The organism is Bacillus sp. PK6-025, from assembly GCF_056530265.1.
The window spans coordinates 377,231-397,805 of record NZ_CP096509.1; the positions used below are offsets into that span (position 1 = coordinate 377,231).

At 49.0% G+C, this 20,575-nt stretch carries 8 protein-coding genes and 1 riboswitch; of the genes, 7 read left to right on the top strand and 1 reads right to left on the bottom strand.

Annotation, left to right across the window (positions count from 1 at the left end; all coding sequences use genetic code 11):
• Positions 1 to 18: 18 nt before the first annotated feature.
• On the bottom strand, positions 19 to 759 hold the full coding sequence (locus tag M1D67_RS02050; protein WP_075212964.1) for a ribonuclease YeeF family protein: 741 nt from the start codon (positions 757 to 759) through the stop codon (positions 19 to 21).
• 404 nt (positions 760 to 1,163) lie between these two features.
• Here M1D67_RS02050 and M1D67_RS02055 point away from each other — a divergent pair, with 404 nt between their 5' ends.
• From M1D67_RS02055 to licA, 7 genes are all read left to right on the top strand, one after another.
• The gene (locus M1D67_RS02055; RefSeq protein ID WP_479831562.1) at positions 1,164 to 3,218 is read left to right on the top strand and encodes a hydantoinase/oxoprolinase family protein; all 2,055 of its coding nucleotides are present in this window, start codon (positions 1,164 to 1,166) and stop codon (positions 3,216 to 3,218) included.
• Positions 3,219 to 3,220: 2 nt separating this feature from the next.
• A complete protein-coding gene (locus tag M1D67_RS02060; RefSeq protein WP_448156647.1) occupies positions 3,221 to 5,215 on the top strand; it encodes a hydantoinase B/oxoprolinase family protein in 1,995 nt (664 codons plus the stop codon).
• Positions 5,212 to 6,300: an ABC transporter substrate-binding protein gene (locus M1D67_RS02065; RefSeq protein ID WP_105979333.1), complete on the top strand. Its 1,089-nt coding sequence runs from the start codon at positions 5,212 to 5,214 to the stop codon at positions 6,298 to 6,300. Before M1D67_RS02060 ends, M1D67_RS02065 begins: the two co-directional genes overlap by 4 nt.
• Positions 6,301 to 6,309: 9 nt before the next feature.
• Positions 6,310 to 7,428, top strand: coding sequence for an ABC transporter ATP-binding protein (locus M1D67_RS02070; RefSeq protein ID WP_479831563.1), 1,119 nt, complete (start codon positions 6,310 to 6,312; stop codon positions 7,426 to 7,428).
• The gene (locus M1D67_RS02075) at positions 7,415 to 8,281 is read left to right on the top strand and encodes an ABC transporter permease (protein ID WP_020450103.1); all 867 of its coding nucleotides are present in this window, start codon (positions 7,415 to 7,417) and stop codon (positions 8,279 to 8,281) included. Before M1D67_RS02070 ends, M1D67_RS02075 begins: the two co-directional genes overlap by 14 nt.
• On the top strand, positions 8,274 to 9,086 hold the full coding sequence (locus M1D67_RS02080; protein ID WP_023855666.1) for an ABC transporter permease: 813 nt from the start codon (positions 8,274 to 8,276) through the stop codon (positions 9,084 to 9,086). Before M1D67_RS02075 ends, M1D67_RS02080 begins: the two co-directional genes overlap by 8 nt.
• Before the next feature lie 465 nt (positions 9,087 to 9,551).
• A riboswitch (cyclic di-GMP riboswitch) is annotated at positions 9,552 to 9,638 on the top strand.
• Positions 9,639 to 9,822: 184 nt separating this feature from the next.
• Entirely contained in the window at positions 9,823 to 20,574 is a 10,752-nt protein-coding gene (licA, locus tag M1D67_RS02085; protein ID WP_479831564.1) for a lichenysin non-ribosomal peptide synthetase LicA, read from the top strand.
• The last annotated feature ends 1 nt before the right edge of the window (position 20,575 follow it).

Here is a 20,575-nt window from a genome sequence, read left to right on the forward strand (position 1 = left end):
TTTAAACAATTTGAAAGCCTAAAGTTCCTCTGCTTTTTCGGCTTTTTTTGTTTCATACTGTTTTTGTTTATTTGCGATGTAGCTTCTGGCCTCTTGATGCATACGCTGTTTCAGTTTGTAGACTTCGCTGTTTTGATAGATATGTGAATTGTAGTTTAGCGGAGATGCATTTTTCCCTTTTCCTGTTGCGTCGATCAAGGCGGAGTAGTCGGACTGGATCATTTGCTGAATTTGCTCAGAGGCCGAGTATTCTCTTTTGAGCAGCCCGTCAAGATCCTCGACAGCTTTAATCGTGTCTTTTCTGTTTTGGTTTGCAGCATCGAGCTGCTGTTTGATTTCATCGGAAGAGAATGGCTGTAGCGATATTAAATCATCAATCTGTCCTAAAATATTCGACAGTTCTTGTTGCTGTGCAGAGACCATGTTTTGAGAGTGAATGTGGACATTTGCAAGCTCCTGTTCAAGAAATTGAACATCAACGAATGTGTCCTCTGAAAGTCCGGCATTTTCGGCGGCAGCAGATACACCATTCAGAAACTGAATCTGCATATCAGCTAAATCCAGCCAGCCGTCTACGATCCCTGATTGGTCTCTGTAAAACGCTTTAATGGCATCGGCGCCTTTTCCTTGGAACTCATCAAGTTCTGCGACGCTGTTTAACGATTGTTTTAAGCTGACGAGCTGTTCTCTCAAGTTTTTATATTCATCAGATCTTTGCTTCATAGCTGATAATAGGGTTTCCGCTTCGTAGACTTTCATTGGAAATCTGCCCTTCCTGCGACTTATTTAGTACAGAGTGTACCACTTTGTCACATGGGATTGGGCAATAAATCCTGAATATCCATGAAAATGAATCTTTGTGATCAAATTTGTAAGCTCTTTAGGCTTTTTGTCGTGATAGGAGACTTTTGATTTAATAGTTAATTAGTCCCTTTTATGGCGGAGTTGTGTCGTCGGACTGAAGAAAAGCAGACAACTAAAAATGTGAAATACTGTGAACAACACAATTGAAAATGTGATGATATGGTATCTTAAAATTAAATATTAAATAAAAAAGACTCGGAATATTGTAATTAAACATAATTGACTACTTTCTCATGCTTGATTAGTATAATAGTAAAATATTTTTAAAAAAGGATATTTTTAAAAGGGGGGGATCGGGAGTGAATGAAGAAGGTTATCGGCTTGGAATTGATATTGGAGGAACTTTTACCGATCTTACATTGTTAAACCAGGCGGACGGGAGCATGACCGCAGTTAAAACGCCGACCGTTCCCGAAGATCCGGCCCAAGGGATCATCAACGGTTTGGCTCTCTTGAAGACCCAGGGTGTTCACCCTTCAGAAATTCATCACTTCGTACACGGCATGACAATCGGTTTGAACACATTATTACAACGCAAAGGGGCTGATATTGCTTTATTCGTAACCGAAGGTTTCCGTGATATTCTTTCGCTTCAACGCCTCCGGCTTCCGATACCGTACGATTTTAGATCGAGAATGCCGGAGCCCCTTATTCCCCGGAAAAACGTGTTTCCCATTCAAGAAAGAATGCTTTATGACGGCTCTGAAAAGCTGCCGCTCCATAAGGAAGAGATCGATGAGGCGGTTGGACAAGTTTTAAGAAAAGGATTAAAAGGAATCGTTGTTTCTTTTTTGCACAGCTATCGGAATCCGCTTCATGAACGCCAGGCTGCAGAACGGATCAGACAAATAGCACCTGAGCTTGAGGTTGCAACGTCTGCGGAGCTTTGGCCGCAAATGAGGGAATACGAACGGACGGTTATGGCCGTCGCAAACCTATACATCAAACCGAATGTCCATCACTACTTTCGAACGCTGAAAGAGAGGCTCGCCCTGGAAGGAATTTCAGCGCAGCCGTTTATCACCCAGTCTAACGGAGGACTGATGGACATTGAATCGGCTGCCGAGGCACCTGTCAAAACGCTTTTTTCCGGACCGGCAGCAGGGGTCATCGGTGCCATCAGAACGGCGGAAACCGCCGGAGAGGCGAATATCATCACATTTGATGTCGGAGGAACTAGCGCGGATATTTCGATTGTTGAAGAAGGGGAGCCGACTTTTACACAGTCAAATCAAATCTCTGGATTTCCGATTACGATTCCGTCTGTAGCGATGTATTCGATCGGTGCTGGCGGAGGGTCGGTGGCATGGATTGACAGCGGAGGTCTCTTGAAAGTAGGACCGGAGTCAGTTGGATCTGATCCGGGGCCGGCTTGTTACGGAAAAGGAACAAAGGCCGCACTTACAGATGCGTTTCTTATATGTCATTATTTAAATCCAAACCGGTTTGCATCAGGAAATATGAAACTGTACCGGGAAAGATCCGAAAAAGCGCTCCTCCCGGTTGCCGAATATTTAGGCACAGATGTGGAGCAGGCCGCGGATCAGATGATTCAGGTTGCGCTTGCCAATATGTACACGGAACTAAGCAATGTTATGGAGCAAAACGGGTTTGACCCGCGTGAATTCAGCCTCATGGCCTTTGGGGGCGCAGGACCGGTCACTGCTAATTTTTTGGCTGAGGAAATTCAGGCCAAAAATGTGCTGATCCCGCCGCATCCGGGAACCTTGTCCGCTTTGGGCGCACTGACGGCGGATTTTATTTATGATGCTGTATGTTCAAGACAGGTGCTGCTTGAACAAATAAAAACGGCCGAGTTAAAAGCGGAGTTTGTAAGGCTGCAAGAGCAAGCGGAAACATGGCTGCGGAAACAGCAGGCGGAGATGCTGCCGGAAATCTCTCTTCTTTACTTGCTTGATGCCCGTTATAAAGGTCAGGCATACGAAATTGAGCTCCTTGTTTCACCGGAATGCCTGGAAGGCAAAAGCACGAGTGAAATCGCGGACTCCTTTCACCTCTTACATGAAAAGCAATATGGACACAGCGATGAGAAAGCAAGCATTGAGTTGATGAATATACGCGTCCGCATCATAGGCAAGACACCGAAGCCGCCAGGCGGAAAAGGAGGCCGAAGTGAGCTGCCCGAGGCTGAACCGGTCAGCCAAAGAAAGATCATCATAAAAGGCGGTACATATCAAACCGCTGTATTTCAACGTTCAGATTTAAGGTGCGGTCAGAGAATAAATGGGCCGGCCATTGTTGAGCAAGATGATACAACGACGCTGATTTTGCCAAATTGGAGCGGAAAAACTGATCATGCCGGAAATTTGATCATTGAACGGAAGGAGAGCTGACCATGCGCACAGATCCTGCCCGGCTGGAAATGATGAGAAGCTACTTTAACGCGATAGCCGCGGGAATGGGACACGTTATTGAACGGACGTCCTTTACCACATTTGTAAAAGAGTCAGCTGATTTCGCTACTGCGCTTGCGACGCCGGAAGGGGAGTTTTTCGTTTATCCGAAAACGGTCGGCGTCACGATTTTTTTAGGCCTTTCATTAAAACGTATCATCGAAGAAAGCGGCCCATTTGAACCGGGAGACATTATCCTCACAAATGATCCCTATACAACGGACGGATTAGCGACCCACTTGCCTGATATACATGTAGTGAAGCCGATTTTCATGGAGGGCGAGGTCATCAGTTACGCGTGGTGTTTTGTCCATTGCAGCGATGTCGGCGGCCTTGTTCCGGCAAGCATTTCGCCGACAGCGACAGACATCCATCAGGAAGGCCTGAGGATACCGCCGGTGAGAATTTACAAAGCGGGAAGAGAAAATCGCGATATATTGAATGTGCTGCGGGCAAACAGCAGGGTTCCCGACTTAAATGAAGGGGATATTCATGCGATGGTGGCCGCGGTCAATACGGCGGAGAACCGATTGACAGAGATGGTCGGCAAGTTTGGAAAAGAAGCGGTCCAACAAGGAATGTATGATTTGCTCGAACAAGCAGCGATGAGAGCCGGCCGGGTTATCAGCGGGATTCCGGAAGGCACATACAGTTTTTCAGACTATCTTGATGACGATATGATTTCTGACGTTCCGATCCGCTTGGCTGTTACGGCAAACGTCTCGGGAGGGGAAATCACATTGGACTTTTCAGACTGTGATCCCCAGGTGAAAACCGCATTTAACCTTGTCACTAATGGAAGCAAACATTCATTTCTATTTCAGGGCCTGATCAACTTTATCATAAGTGAAGACCCGTATATTCCGGTTAACGGGGGACTGACAAGGCCGATCAAAGTCATCGCTCCGAAAGGTACACTGGTTCATCCGGAATATCCAGCGGCCGTCGGAATTCGTCATTCGATTACGATGAGACTTTATAATGCCGTACTGGGCGCTTTGGCCAAGGCGCTTCCGAAAGCTGTGCCTGCAGCAGGCGCCGGTCAGTCAGCGATTGTCGTACTGTCGGTTCCCGACGAATCAAAGGGCGGCCGGAAGATGTCTGTGGTCGAACCGATGGGAGGCGGAGGAGGCGGCCAGCATGACATGGACGGAGCAGACGGTATTGACCATGCATCCGGATTTTTAAAAAATACGCCGATTGAAAGCCTTGAACAGCACATTGACATCCATGTCCGCCGCTATGAGCTGATTAAAGATACCGCCGGAGCCGGTTTTCACAGGGGCGGCCATGCAATCGGGCTGGAGTTTGAAGCGACGGCGCCAGAATCAATTGTGACCGCAAGAGGGATGGAGAGAATGCGATTTCATCCGTGGGGGCTCGCCGGGGGAACGGCAGGAGCGCTCGGACGGGTGCGTCTTTATCCGGAGCAGCCTCAGGAGAAAACGATTTCGAAGATCGACGTTTTAAAGCTCAACAAAGGGGATGTTATCAGCATTCATTCGCCTGGCGGCGGAGGCTGGGGAGATCCATACAGCCGGGAAGCTGAATCGATTTTGAGGGAAGTTGAATCGGGCTTGCTGAGCCCGGAAGCGGCATACCATCAATACGGCGTTGCTGTAAAAGAAAACGATGCAGGCTCATTCATTATTGATCTGGAAGAAACAGCTGAAATCAGAAAAAAGAAAGCAGGCGAACCTCCGAAACATTGGGATTTCGGGCTTGCTAGAGAAGAATACGAACGGTGCTGGACAGAGGAAGCCAGCAGCACATTGGCCCGGATTCTGCGACAGCTTCCGGCTCATCAAAGATCACATGTTAAACATCTAGTCCACCGTTATTTTTCAAAAGAGCATAACGGTTCGATCAGCAAAGGCGATGTTGCGGCTGCTGTGGAAAAACTGGCTGGCAAAAATAACACGGGAATGGTGAGATGACAATGAAAAGTAAAATTTCTGCTTTATTTATTCTGTCTCTTGTAGCGGTGCTCCTTCTTTCGGGCTGCGGCGGAAACGGTAGTCAGGAAAGCAAACAATCAGATACAGTCGTTATCGGCGTCTATGGAGGCGATTGGGAAAAACATATTAAGCCTAGCCTTGAATCTTTTGAAAAAGAAACAGGGCTGAAGGTCAAAGTCGTTGCAGGGACAGACTCTGAATGGTTTACAAAGCTCAAAGCTGCAAATGGCAGAAATGCTCCGTATGATCTCTTAATCCTGCAGCCGGATACGATTCACAGGGCACAGTCGGCGGGGTTACTGGCGCCAATCGATCAGGAAAAGGTTCCGAATATCCGCGATCTGTATCATTCCGTTCAGAAACGCTTCACTGATGATGGAAAGCAGTATGCGGCCGGTTTCAGTATGGGGCAGCTCGGAATTGTCTACCGAAAGGACCTTGTACCGCAGGAGCCTAAACGCTGGACGGATCTTTGGAACAGCAGCTATAAAGGTCATGTGGCCATATCATCGCCGGCTTATTCGGCGGGACTTCAGTTTTTTGTAGGATTAATCAATGCCCAGGGCGGCCTGGAGTCAAATGGGAAAGACGTGGATAAAGCGTTCAACAGTTTGGCGGATTTAAAGAACAACATAACAGCCTATCCCGATAATCCGGGCTCGATACAAACACTTTTGGAACGCGGGGATGCATGGGTTGTCCCGTTTTGGGACGGACGCGCTTTTTCTTTGCAGGACGCCGGTCTTGACCTGGGATTTGCATATCCCGAGGAAGGTGCCGTCGCAGCAGTTGCAAGCTGGGCTTTGATGAAAGGAAGCCCTAATCAGGATAACGCATACAAGCTGTTAAATCACCTGCTCAGTCCAAAAGTGCAAGGAGATTTTGCCGATAGAACATTTTACGGCATGGCCAATAAAAAAGTGAAATACAGCGATAAATTAAAAGGAAAGATTAAAGTAGGGGAGGACTATTACAGGAATTTAAAATGGGTTGACTATGAAGTCGCGGCAAAAGATCTAGGCGATTGGACAAATCGCTGGAATCAAGTACTTGGCGGAAAATAGGTGACAAACATGAGCGCAATTCAGATTCAGCATGTCAGCCGGCATTTCGGAAACACCATCGCATTGGAAGACGTACAGCTTGAAGTCAAAGAAGGGGAATTTTTCTCTCTCCTCGGTCCGAGCGGCTGCGGAAAGTCAACGCTCCTTCATATCATTGCCGGGTTCCTTGAACCGACGTCAGGGTTTGTATATTTAGGAGGAAGAGATGTAACTGATTTGCCGCCATACGACCGACATATTGGAATGGTTTTTCAGGATTATGCTTTATTCCCGCATCTCAGCGTATTTGACAATGTTGCATACGGATTGAAAGTTCGAAAATGGCCCCGCCGCAAGATTGAAGAACGGGTGATGGAAAGCCTCGCCCTTGTCAGGCTTGAAGCGTTTGCTAATCGCATGCCCCGTCAGCTGAGCGGGGGCCAGCAGCAGCGGGTGGCGATTGCCCGGGCATTGGCGATTCAGCCGTCTGTGCTATTGCTAGACGAGCCGCTGAGCAACTTGGATGCGAAACTTCGAAAAGAAATGCAGACGGAGCTGCGCAGCATCCAAAAGCGCGTCGGTATTACAACGATTTTAGTGACGCACGATCAGGAGGAGGCTTTAAGCTTATCAGACAGAATTGGAATCCTCGGCTGCGGCAGGCTTCAGCAGCTCGGCACTCCGTTGGACGTGTACCGCACGCCTGCTAATCAATTTGTCGCCGAATTTATCGGACAGGTCAATTTGCTGAAAGCGCGTGCGTCGAAGATACAGCCTTCATCAGGCGTTTATGGCTATGAAGCGGTCGATTTTGAAATATATGAAGGTGTTCCGCTGACTTTTGAAATCAGCCGGAATCTCTTAAAAAAATCCTCTGTATTGTTCATGGTGCGGCCCGAGAGAATCTCAGTCTCTTTCAAGAAGCAGAAGAACAGGCTGATTGAAATGCCTGCAACGATAACGGAAGTCAGTTATGCCGGGCATGCTCTCAGGCTGAAAGCCGCTGTTTTCAAAGGAGAATGGATCATTCAGGCGCCCGATCCTCAATTTCCAAGATTGCCGAAGGCGGGGGATCAAGTGTATCTTTCTTTGGATCCGGACGATTTTGTTCCGCTCGATGTAAAGGAGGATGCAGATGGGTGCTCTTGAACAAAAACGGTTTTATTGGGTTTTGCTTGTTCCCGTCCTTTTATTTCTCGGCGTTTTTCTCGTGTTGCCGCTTGTTCTGCTGCTGTTATTAAGTTTCAGAGACGTGGACGCTATGATGAATACGCTCGATACGTACAGTTTTTCTCAATATGTCGAAGTGTTCTCTTCGGACATTTATTTGAAAACAATCGGTATAACGCTTTGGACGGCGTTGAAGACCACTGTATTATGCCTTGTGATGGCGTATCCGGCGGCATATTTACTCGTTAAGGCGCCGACCGGCAGGCTGCGGGCTTTGTTTTATATATTGCTTGTTTCTCCTTTACTGACCAGTGTTGTCATTCGGACGTTTTCCTGGATTGTGCTGCTTTCGCAAAACGGGATCGTCAATGAGGCGCTTATCAGCTTGAAGCTGATTGAAAAGCCCCTGCCGCTTTTATGGAATATGAACGCCGTCATCATCGCATATGTCCAGGTTATGCTGCCGTTTGCTGTGCTGCCGCTTGCCGGTTCTTTAAACGAAATGAAACCGGATCTTAAATTTGCTTCGATGAGCCTTGGAGCGGGGAGGCTGCGGACATTTTTTTTCGTGACCTTGCCAATGACGGTTCCAGGATTGCTGACAGGAGCAATGATCGTGTTTTCGCTTTCGGCCGGAAGCTATATTACGCCTCTTCTCGTCGGCGGAAGGATGCAGCCGCTGCTGCCGTTATCAATCTATCAGCAGGTCATGCAAGTCTTTCATCTTCCTCTTGCAGCAGCTATGTCGATTACTTTATTAGCCGTTGTCAGCGTGGTTATTGGAATCCTTGGCTTTTTCCAAAAGCGTTGGGAGGCGAGAATAAATGGGTAGACAATTGCGCCGTCTGTCTGGGGGAAAGTGGATTGATGTGTGCGTTTGGGCGGCGGGTTTATTGGTATACCTTTTTTTGGCGCTGCCTGTATTTGTGATTATACTGTCGGCTTTCAGCCCGGACGAATATCCGAAGTTCCCGCCATCCGGCGTCTCGCTGCGCTGGTTTGCCGGAGTTTTCAGCAGCAGCGGCTGGATGGAATCGATTTGGGTCAGCGGTATGCTGCTCCTCGTTGTAACGCCTCTTGCGGTGATCCTCGGAACAGTTGCAGCCTATGCATTGGCGCGGCTGAACTTTCCTGGAAAACAGGGGATTCAGGCTTTTATTTTATCGCCGTTGATGATTCCTCAAATCGCATTAGGCGTGTCATTTCTCTATTTATTGACAATGCTTGGGGTAAACGGCACATTTGCCGGGCTGGCTGCCGGGCATATGCTGATCAGCCTTCCGTATGTCTTACGGACGGTCGGGGTAAGCATGGCGAACGTGGATCCGAAGCTTGAACTGGCATCCATGAATCTTGGCGCAGGTCCATGGTATACCTTTTTTCATGTTACCTTGCCGCTCATTAAACCGGGAATCATTGCGGGAGCCGTTTTTGCCGCTGTGACGTCATTCGGGGAAGTATCAATCAGTCTGTTTGTTTCTTCACCTGCTGTCACGCCTGTACCGGTGCGCACGTTCAGCTATATTGACCAGACGTTTGATCCGAGTGTTAATGCGATTTCGGTTATTTTTATCACAGTTTCAGTGATCGCGCTGATCATCATCGAGCGGACGATCGGGCTTTCAAAAACCGTGTAGCAGGCGAAACTCAGCCTGCTTTTTTGTATGGAACACCGAAAGTATTTCAAGATACCGTTTAGGAGGAGACAGTTCAGTGATTTTCCGTTCTGCTTCAATGTTTTCGCAAGCTGTTTGTTTTTTCTCGTCAGTTTAAACGGCTGGGTAAAAGAAACGTTTTATTTGAATGAACATTGTAAAAGAAAACGCCTAAGCCTTAACGGATTTTCATGATTTATTCATGAAGTTAAGGCTGTTTTTTTAATATTTTAATATATTCTTTATCTAGGATTTGGAATTTTTTGCGGAATTAAGCGGTTTTTTTCGTTTTCCCGCATATTTTTTTGTCAATTTCGGTATCACGCATTAACATTCATGGATAACATTCGGCATCCCGCATGAAACTTTTCACCTATTTTTCGGTGAAAAAAACAAAATTTTCATTTAAAGTGAACTGTGAGCAGAAAATGAATTTATAGCAATAAAAGCAGATAAAGGCAAACCTGCGGAAACGCAGGGACGCAAAGCCATGGCCTAAGGTACTGACGGTGCTACGGTTGACAGGTTGCCGAATAAACAGGGAGTTCGCCCGTTTTTATTCGGGTGGACTCTTTTCTTTTTTATTTCCAAAATAATGTTTTATTGGAAATGACAAATCTGTGACAGCGCTTTTCGCTCATCGCAATACCGCAACATTGCATTGCGGCTTGGCTGTTCGCATCGTCATACATAGCAAAAGATAAAGGAGGAATAAAAAATGGGAAACACATGTTACCCGCTGACACATGCTCAAAGGAGAATTTGGTACACTGAAAAGTTCTATCCCGGCACAAGTGTTTCAAATTTGAGCGGCTTTGGAAAATTAAAATCTGCCTCCGGAATCGATTCCGGGTTATTGACTGAAGCCATTCGCCAGTTTGTCCGTACAAATGAAACCATGCGATTCAGACTGTTGTTTGATGGAGGGGATGAGCCGAAGCAATATATAGCGGAAGACGAACCTTTCCGGATTGAATATTTCGACGCTTCAGAAATCGGAGGAGCGGACGGCGTTCCTAAATGGGGACAAGCTGAGGCGCGTCGACCCCTGCCTTTGTATGAAAGTCCGCTGTTTAAATTTGCCGTCGTTCGCATTAGTGAGGAAGAAAGCTGGTTTTTTGCAAAAGTTCATCATATCATTTCCGACGGTATTTCGATGACGATCTTGGGCAACCGCATTACAGACATTTATTTGAAGCTTGCTAAAGGGGAAACCGGCCTCGAACCTGTTCAGTCATTATTTACGGAACATATTCAGAGTGAATTGGAGTATGAAAATTCGAAGCGGTTCCAGAAGGATAAAGCATATTGGAACGCACAATATGAAGTGATTCCGGAGCCCGTATCGTTAAAGGCGAGCGACACGTATCAGAGCCAATTGGATGCAGCCCGCTTTTCAAAAGAGATTTCCCCTGCCCTGTATAAAAAAATTCAAACGTATTGTAAGGAACACAACATAAGTGTACTCTCCCTGTTCTTATCCATTTTGCACATTTATATGCACCGGATAACCGGACAAAAAGACGTCGTTCTCGGAACATTTATGGGTAACCGGACAAATGCAAAAGAAAAACAGATGCTCGGGATGTTCGTATCGACGATTCCAATGAAAGCCTCCATTGATGTACACCAGGACTTTAGTGCATTTGTGCAGGAAAGAATGAAAGATCAGCTGAAGATCATTCGGCATCAAAAGTATCCGTACAATCTGCTGATTAATGATTTGCGGGAAAGACAGCCGCATGTCAGCAAATTGTTCGCCGTCTCACTGGAATATCAAGTTATGCAATGGCAGCGGAAAGAAACGTTGTCATTTCTTACCGAGCCGATTTTCAGCGGCAGTGAAGTAAACGATATTTCCATTCACGTGAAAGAGAGATGGGACACAGGGACGCTTGCGATTGATTTTGATTACAGGGAGGAGCTTTTCACCTGTGAAGAAATGGCCGTTTTATATGAACGGCTGATGACGCTGCTTGAAGATGCCCTGTTGTTTCCGCAAAAAACAATCGCTGAACTGGAGATTGTTCCCGCATTTGAAAAAGAGCGACTGTTAAAGCGTGCATCAAGCCAAACCATCGCATATGACAAGAACATGACCCTGCACGGTTTATTCGAACAAAAAGCAGCCGATCATCCCGAAAAAACCGCCGTTGTATATGAAGGACAAAAACTTTCGTACCGTGAGCTGAATGAACAATCGAATCGTCTGGCAAGGGCGCTTCGAAGAAGAGGCATCGGGCCTGACGCTCCGGCTGCGATAGTGATGGAGCGGTCAGAGCGGGTTATTACGGCGATGCTGGGCGTTTTGAAAGCCGGCGGAGCTTATGTACCGATCGATCCCGGATTTCCGAAAGAAAGAATTCGCTTTATGCTGGAGGATTCAAAGGTCAAAGCGGTTATCACAGACAGCGGGCTGACTTTTGAAACGGCCGAAACTGTGCGGTTCAGCGAAGCGCTTTCTGAATCGCTGGAAAACGGTCATCCGTCTTCAGAGGCAGGCGCCGGGCACCTTGCATATATCATTTATACTTCCGGGACAACGGGCCGTCCAAAAGGCGTCATGATTGAACACAGGCAGGTCCACCACCTTGTAAGAGGGCTTCAGCAGGCCGTTGGTGCATATGATCAGGATGATTTGAAGCTGGCACTTCTGGCTCCGTTTCATTTTGACGCTTCCGTTCAGCAGATTTTTACGTCTCTATTGCTTGGCCAAACGTTGTACATCGTACCGAAAAAGACGGTTTCCGACGGACGCGCTTTATCGGATTATTACCGCCGCCATCAAATTGATGTGTCAGACGGTACGCCGGCTCATTTGCAGCTTTTGTCTGCTGCCGATGATCTTTCAGGTGTCAAACTGAGGCATATGCTTGTTGGAGGAGAGGCATTATCAAGGGCCGCAACGGAAAGGCTGCTTCAATTATTTGCAGAAACAGCTGAATCCGTGCCTGCTGTTACGAATGTTTACGGCCCGACTGAAACTTGTGTGGATGCTTCTTCTTTTACGATGACAAACCACGCAGATCTTCAAGGCGATACGGCCTATGTCCCGATCGGTAGACCGATTGGAAACAACCGTTTTTATATTTTGGATGAAAACGGTGCACTCCTTCCTGATGGTGTCGAAGGGGAATTGTATATTGCAGGAGACGGAGTCGGCCGAGGCTATTTGAACTTACCTGACATGACCGCAGACAAGTTCTTGGAAGACCCGTTTGTCCCCGGAGGTTTCATGTATCGAACAGGGGATGCAGTACGTTGGCTTCCTGACGGTACGGTTGATTTCATCGGCCGAAAAGACGATCAAGTGAAAATCCGCGGCTACCGGATCGAGCTTGGCGAGATAGAGTCGGTGCTGCAAGGAGCCCCTGCTGTCGGAAAAGCAGTTGTCCTCGCGCGGCCCGAAACCGGCGGCAGCCTTGAGGTTTGCGCTTATGTCGTGCCAAAACAAAGCGGGGAAATTCACCTTCAGGGGCTGAGGGAGCATTTATCCAAGCATCTGCCTGACTATATGATACCTTCCCACTTTGTCGAGCTTGATGAAATACCGCTGACGGGAAGCGGCAAAGTCGACCGGAAAGCGCTGCTTCGCCATGAAGTCTCTGTCAGCGGGACTGCAGAGTATGCGGCACCGAGAAATGAATATGAAGAAAAAATGGTGGGTATATGGCAGGAAGTGCTCGGAACTGAACAAGTCGGAATCCACGACCAGTTTTTTGAACTGGGCGGCCATTCTCTCAAAGCGATGGCCATGCTGGCAAAAATTCATAAAGCTTTCGGTGTCGAGGTTCCGTTGCAAGTCCTGTTCGAAAAACCGACAGTGGCGGCGTTAAGCGGCTTTGTTTCTGAAGCGGAGAAAGACGGATACACGGTAATTGAACCGGCGCCGGAAAGTGACGATTATCCTCTCTCATTGGCGCAGCAGCGAATTTATATCGTCAGCCAGCTGGAGGATGCCGGAGTCGGCTACAATATGCCGGCCGCGGCGATGCTTGAGGGCACCCTCGATGTTCAGCGCATTGAAGCTGCTTTTCAAAAACTGATTGACAGGCATGAGGCGCTGCGGACTTCGTTTACAGTTGTCGATGGCGAGCCGAGACAGAATATTCATCAAAGGGTTCAGTTCAAGATTGAGAAGGTTGAAGCAGATGGGAAGCCGATCGAACAAATGGCAAAATCTTTTGTCCGCCGCTTTGATCTCGCCAAAGCTCCGCTGATGAGAGCCGGTCTCGTCCGTCTCGCAGACGGCAGACATGTGCTGTTGTTCGATATGCATCATCTTGTGTCTGACGGCGTGTCGATTTCGATCATATTGAATGAGCTGGCCGCACTGTATAAAGGGGAAGAACTGCCGGAGCCGAATTTGCATTACAAAGATTATGCTTTCTGGCAAAGGACGCAGGCACAAAAAGGTTTTCAAAAAGAAGAGGCTTATTGGCAAAGCGTGTTCGCCCGAGAGCTTCCCGTACTGCAGCTGATAACGGATGAGCCGAGGCCGTCTGTTCAAAGCTTTGAAGGAGACAGGGTATCCGCAGTCCTGCCAAAAGACATGAAAGAAAAATTAGCCGTGCTGGCAGAGCAAAACGGCGCGACATTGTATATGGTCATGCTGGCCGCATACAACATGCTGCTAGCAAAGTACTCCGGGCAGGAAGATGTGATCGTCGGAACGCCGGCGGCCGGCCGCAGACATTCCGATCTGGAAGGAATCATCGGCATGTTTGTCAATACGCTGGCGATCCGTTCAAAAGTGGAGTCGGGCAGAACGTTCAGAGACTTCCTGCATGATGTAAAGAAAACGGTAATCGACGCTTTTGAGCATCAGGATTATCCGTTTGAGCGGCTTGCGGAAAAGGTTGGTGCATCGCGCGATTTAAGCCGTCATCCCGTCTTTGACACGATGTTTATTTTGCAAAATGCATGGGAAGACATTCCGATGCTCGGCGATTTGCACCTCTCGATTTATGAAACGAACTTCAATATTGCAAAGTTCGACCTGACGCTGCAGGCGAAAGAAGAGCAGGGAGAATTGATTCTCGATTTGGATTACAGTACAAAGCTGTTTAAAAAAGATACGGCAGAAAGGATGCTGAAAGCATATTTGCACCTTCTGGAGGGCATGACGGCTGATCCGCTGCGCAGAATCGGCGAGTACAGCCTTTTGACAGAAGAGGAAACGAATCGTCAGCTCGTCGCGTTCAACCCCGCGGCAAGCGATTATCCGCGGGAGAAAACGATCGTTCAGCTATTTGAGGAACAGGCGGCGGAAAGAGGCGGACATCCCGCCCTGCAATTTGAAGACAAAGTATGGTCATACGGTGAGCTCAATCGGAAAGCGAACCAATTGGCGAGGCGCCTCCGCGAAAGAGGTGTGCAGCCCGGCACGACGGCAGCCATTCTCACCGCCAGGTCGGCTGAAATGGTCATCGGCATTCTCGCTGTGCTGAAAGCTGGCGCTGCTTATGTGCCGATCGATCCGGACCATCCTGAAAAACGTGTGCAACATTTCTTCGAGGACAGCGGAGCGGCGGTTCTTTTAACGCAAAAGGCGATGAAGCCGCTCGCTGAGGCGGCTGAATTTGGCGGCGACATTCTATTTCTTGAGGATGAACACCTTTATCTGGGAGATGCGTCTGATTTGCGCCTTCCGATTTCACCGGAAGCAATGGCCAATCTAACGTATACATCCGGAACGACTGGGACGCCTAAGGGCAATATGGTTTCTCACCGGAATATATTGCGTACGGTAAAAAACACAAATTACTTGGATGTGATGACATCCGATATCGTTCTTTCAATTTCAAATTACGTGTTTGATGCCTTTATGTTTGATGTGTTCGGTTCATTGCTGAACGGCGCCAAGCTGGTGATAGCTCCAAAAGACACGATTCTTGATATGAGCCGGCTCGCACATGTACTTGAAAAAGAAAAGGTTACCGTCTTAATGATCACGACCGCATTATTCAATCTGCTGACAGACATGCGGCCGGACAGTTTGAAGGGACTCCGCAGGGTTCTGTTCGGCGGCGAACGTGCATCTGTCGATCATGTCAGAAGAGCTCTGAACACAGTTGGCAAAGGACGGCTGCTTCATATGTACGGCCCGTCTGAGAGCACTGTCTTTACAACCTATTATCCAGTCAACGAAGTGCCGGACGATGCGCAGGCTATACCGATCGGAAAGCCTGTCAGCAATACGGAGGTTCTGATTCTTGATTCATTCGGCAATGTACAGCCGGCAGGGGTTGCGGGAGAATTGTGCGTCGGCGGAGACGGCCTTGTCCGCGGCTATTTTAACCGCCCGGAACTGACGGCTGAAAAGTTTACGGAACATCCGTTCAAAACCGGTGAGAAGATTTACCGGACGGGCGATATGGCGAGATGGCTTGCCGACGACGGATGTCTCGAATTTATCGGACGGATTGATCATCAGGTCAAAATTCGCGGACAGAGGATCGAGCTGGGCGAAATCGAGCACCATCTCCTCACACATGAAATGGTACAGGAAGCCGCTGTTCTTGCTGTTGACACCGGGAAGAGAGATCAAATGATCTGTGCTTACTTTACGGCCGATCAGGAGCTTTCTAGTGAAGAGCTTCGCCGATATGCGGCAGAAGGTCTGCCGGGCTACATGATCCCGTCCGTGTTTATGCAGCTGCAGGAGCTTCCGCTCACAGGCAATGGAAAGGTCGACAGAAGGGCGCTGCCTGAGCCGGATGTCACGCAGGCCGCGCAAAAGGAATATACGGCGCCAAGGAGCCGAACAGAAGCACAGCTTGCCGATCTTTGGCAGGAGGTGCTCAATGTACCGAAAATCGGTGTGCATGACAATTTCTTTGAACTTGGCGGACACTCTTTAATCGGAATGACGCTCATTGCCCGTATCCAGCAAGAGATGAATGTTGATCTGCAGCTGAAAGATTTGTTCCAGGCGCCGACAATCGAAACCCTGGCGCAGGCTGCGGAAAAAACTGAGAAAAAATCAGCCGTTTATATTGAAGCGGCGCCGGATCAGGAAACGTACCCCGTATCTTCGGCGCAAAAACGGCTGTACGTCCTACAGCAGATCGAAGGCGCTGAGAAAAGCTATCACATGCCGGCCGTTCTCCAGCTTGAAGGGAAGCTTGATTTGAAGCGCCTCGAGTCTGCCGCGCAAATGCTGATCAAGCGCCATGAAGCATTCCGCACGACATTTGAAATCAAGGGCGGCGAACCTGTTCAGCGGATTTGGGAAGCTGCGGAATTGACCATTGATGTCATCGATGCAGATGAACAAGAAGCGGAAAAGCTGATTAAAGAATTCATCAGGCCGTTTGATTTAACAAAAGCCCCGTTATTTAGAATGAGCATCATACGTTTCACGGGAGAAAAACATCTTTTGCTTGTGGATATGCATCATATCATTTCAGACGGCGCTTCTGTCAGCGTCCTGATCGATGAAATGACAAAGCTTTATGCGGGAGAGGCGCTTGAACCGCTGAGGATTCAGTATAAAGACTTTTCTGTATGGCAGCAGCATCTGCTGACAGAACGGCACAAAGTGCAGGAGGAATACTGGCTCAAGGAGCTGGCCGGCGAGCTGCCTGTTTTGACGCTTCCGGCAGACTATCCGCGTCCTTCTATTCAAACGTTTGAAGGAAGCCGTCTCAGCTTTGCGCTGAAACCGGAGCTTGTCCAGCAGCTGAGAAAACTGGCCAAGGAAACGGACAGCACTTTATACATGGTGCTCGCTGCCTCATACAGCGCGCTTTTATCCAAACTGAGCGGACAGAGCGAGGTCATTGTCGGCTCTCCGGCTGCCGGGCGGCCGCATACTGATTTGAGCCGGATCATCGGCATGTTTGTCAATACGCTTGCAATAAGAACGCGTCCTGAAGGAGACAAGCCGTTTTCTGCATTCCTTGAGGAAGTGAAAGAAACGACGCTCGGCGCGTTTGAGCATCAAGATTACCCGTTTGAAGAACTCATCGAGAAGCTGAACATCCAGCGCGACATGAGCCGAAACCCATTGTTTGATGCCGTCTTTTCAATGCGAAATGCCGATTTGAAGGACTTGTCAATGGAAGGGATCACACTCAAGCCGTATGATTTTGCCCATCAGACCGCGAAGTTTGACCTGACGCTGACAGCGGCGGAAGAGGACGGACTTCTCGTTTTTGAAATGGAATACAATACAGCTCTCTTTAAGCATGAATCGATCGAGCGCTGGCGCGGGTACTGGGTCAATCTGCTCGAAGCGGTTGCCGAAAATCCGGATGCCCGCCTTTCAGAGCTTTCGTTTCTGGATGAAGCAGAAAAACGGCGAATCGTCCAAAATTGGAATGAGACGAGACTGGCTGTGCCGCAGGACAAAACGGTCCATGAGCTGTTCGAAGCGCAAGTTCTCCGCACGCCTGACCGCGGGGCAGCGGTGTACAACGGCGTGAAGTGGACGTATAAAGAGCTGAACGCACGGGCGAACCGTCTGGCCCGGCTGCTGATCGAAAAAGGGGCCCGTCCTGAACAGCGGATCGGGATCATGGTCAAGCCTTCGCTTGAAATGGCCGCTGGCGTGCTCGCGATTTTGAAAGCGGGAGCGGCCTATGTGCCGATCGATCCTAGCTATCCGGCTGAACGGATCGGATACGTGCTGAAAGACAGTGGCGCAGAGCTGCTTCTGACGCAAACAAACTTAGCCGCACCTGAAGAATTCAGCGGTGAAACACTTCTTCTCGATTCGATGCTGAGCGAAGAAATCACAAAAGACGATGAGGTGAACCCACAGGCAGGTACACAGTCTGACAACCTGGCCTACTTGATCTACACATCGGGCACGACCGGCCAGCCGAAAGGCGTCATGGTCGAACACCAGTCTCTCGTGAATTTGTGTTATTGGCATAATGACGCCTTTAAGGTCACCGAACAGGACAAAAGCGCGAAATATGCCGGCTTCGGCTTTGACGCTTCCGTTTGGGAGATGTTCCCGTACTGGATCGCCGGAGCGGAGCTTCACATCATTGATGAAGCGACCCGGATGGATATTACGCGCTTAAATCAATACTTTGAAGAGAACAAAATAACGATCACGTTCCTGCCGACACAGCTGTGCGAACAGTTCATGGAGCTGGACAACCAGTCGCTGCGCGTGCTGCTTACGGGCGGAGACAAGCTGAAACGGATCGCAAAACGCTCCTACACGCTCGTCAACAACTATGGACCGACGGAAAACACGGTCATCGCGACGAGCACGGCGATTGATCCTGATGAAGGAATGCTTTCAATCGGAAAGCCGATCGCCAATACGCGGGTGTATGTGCTTGGACAAAACAACGAAGTCCAGCCTGTCGGTGTCGCGGGTGAGCTGTGCATCGCCGGCCGCGGGCTTGCGCGCGGCTATCTGAACAAGCCAGAGGAAACGGCGAAGCGTTTTACGGAAGACCCGTTTGTGCCGGGCGAGCGCATGTACCGGACGGGGGACGCGGTCAAATGGCTGGAAGACGGACGGCTTGAGTACATCGGCCGAATCGACCAGCAGGTGAAAATCCGCGGCTTCCGGATCGAACTTTCTGAAATCGAAGTCCAGCTCGCGCGGCTCTCTGAAGTGCAGGAAGCCGTCGTCACCGACATCGAAGACGCCTGCGGCAACAAAGCGCTGTGCGGCTATGTCGTTGCGAATGAACAGCTTGATACAGAAAGCCTCGCCCGGAAGCTGGCGCAGACGCTCCTGGACTATATGGTACCGTCATTCTGGGTGCAGCTTAAAGAGCTTCCGGTTACGGCGAACGGAAAAGTCGACCGAAGGGCGCTGCCTCAGCCTGACGTCGAAGCGCAGACAGCCGAATACAAAGCGCCGCTTACAGAAACGGAACAGCTGTTGGCGGACATTTGGCAGGAGGTTCTCGGTATAGACCGAATCGGGATCACAGACAATTTCTTCGCGCTCGGCGGAGACTCGATCAAAGGAATTCAAATGGCAAGCCGGCTTCAGCAGCACGGGTGGAAGCTGGAGATGAAGGACTTGTTTCAGCACTCGACGATCGGAGAGCTGAGTGCTTATGTTCAAGCGGCTGACGATCAGCCGATCGATCAGAACCCTGTCGAAGGGGAAGTCACATTGACGCCGATTCAGCGCTGGTTCTTTGAGCGCCGATTTACGAACGAGCATCACTGGAATCAGTCGGTCATGCTTCACGCTTTAACGGGATTCGACCCGGAAACGGCAGGCAAGGCTTTAAGCAAGCTGATCGAACATCATGACGCACTTCGCATGGTTTATCAACGAAATGGAGACGGGATTGTTCAGTACAACAGAGGGCTGGAAGAAACAGCGGTTCGCCCTGAAGTCATCCGCTTCAATGAATCGGGCGCTGAACTTGAAGCTGCCGTGTTGAAGGCATCAAACCGGATTCAAAGCAGTATCGATTTAACCGAAGGCCCGCTTTTGAAATCGGCGATCTTTAAAACGGATCAAGGCGATCATCTTCTCATAGTTATTCATCATCTCGTTGTGGACGGAATCTCATGGAGAATCCTCCTTGAGGATTTCGCCGCCGGGTACGCCCAGGCTGAAAAAGGGGAGCCGATTATTCTTCAAGACAAGACGCACTCTTTTGCTGAATATGCGGCTCGCCTGGAAGAATATGCAGGGTCAAAAGCTTTCGCAAAAGAAATCGGCTATTGGCAGGAAATCGAACAGGCGGAGACGGCAGCGCTCCCGAAAGACGATGAAGCAGAGGACAAGCGGATGCGCCATACGAAAACGGCTGAGTTTTCCCTCTCAAAAGAAGAAACGGAACAGTTGATGACAAAAGTTCATGAAGCATATAACACGGAAATGAACGACATTTTGCTTACGGCGTTGGGCTTGGCGCTGAAAGAGTGGACGGGGCAGGAAGACTTTATCATCTGCTTAGAGGGACACGGCCGGGAGGACATCATAGACGGCTTGAATATTTCCCGGACGGTCGGCTGGTTTACAAGCCAGTTCCCGGCGCTGATTCAAATGCGCCATTCAGGGGATATCGGCTATCAAATCAAACAGATCAAAGAAGAATTGCGCCACATTCCGAATAAAGGAATCGGATATGGCATTTATCGTTATTTGACCGAAGAAGGCAAAAAGGCGAAGCCGATCAAGCATGATATCAGCTTCAACTATTTGGGCCAGTTTACAGAGATGGCGGATTCGGGTCTGTTCACGAGATCAACTTTGCCATCCGGCGATCCGCTCAGCCCGGAAACGGAAAAACCGAATGCGCTGGACATCGTCGGCTATATCGAAGACGGCATTTTGACAATGTCAATCGCTTATCATTCACTCGAATATAAAGAAAGCACCGTCGCCGCTGTCGCCGCAAGCTTTAAAACTTATTTGCTGCAATTGATCGATCATTGCTTAGAGCGGGATGGGGGCGAACTGACCCCGAGCGATCTTGGAGATGACGAACTCACGCTTGAAGAATTAGATAAATTGATGGAGATTTTCTAAC

Excerpts from the sequence above, each read along its gene's own strand:
- M1D67_RS02050 (WP_075212964.1), bottom strand. The coding sequence starts at position 759 with ATGAAAGTCTACGAAGCGGAAACCCTATTATCAGCTATGAAGCAAAGA.
- M1D67_RS02070 (WP_479831563.1), top strand. The coding sequence starts at position 6,310 with ATGAGCGCAATTCAGATTCAGCATGTCAGCCGGCATTTCGGAAACACC.
- licA (WP_479831564.1), top strand. The coding sequence starts at position 9,823 with ATGGGAAACACATGTTACCCGCTGACACATGCTCAAAGGAGAATTTGG.
- M1D67_RS02065 (WP_105979333.1), top strand. The coding sequence starts at position 5,212 with ATGACAATGAAAAGTAAAATTTCTGCTTTATTTATTCTGTCTCTTGTA.
- M1D67_RS02060 (WP_448156647.1), top strand. The coding sequence starts at position 3,221 with ATGCGCACAGATCCTGCCCGGCTGGAAATGATGAGAAGCTACTTTAAC.
- M1D67_RS02080 (WP_023855666.1), top strand. The coding sequence starts at position 8,274 with ATGGGTAGACAATTGCGCCGTCTGTCTGGGGGAAAGTGGATTGATGTG.
- M1D67_RS02075 (WP_020450103.1), top strand. The coding sequence starts at position 7,415 with ATGGGTGCTCTTGAACAAAAACGGTTTTATTGGGTTTTGCTTGTTCCC.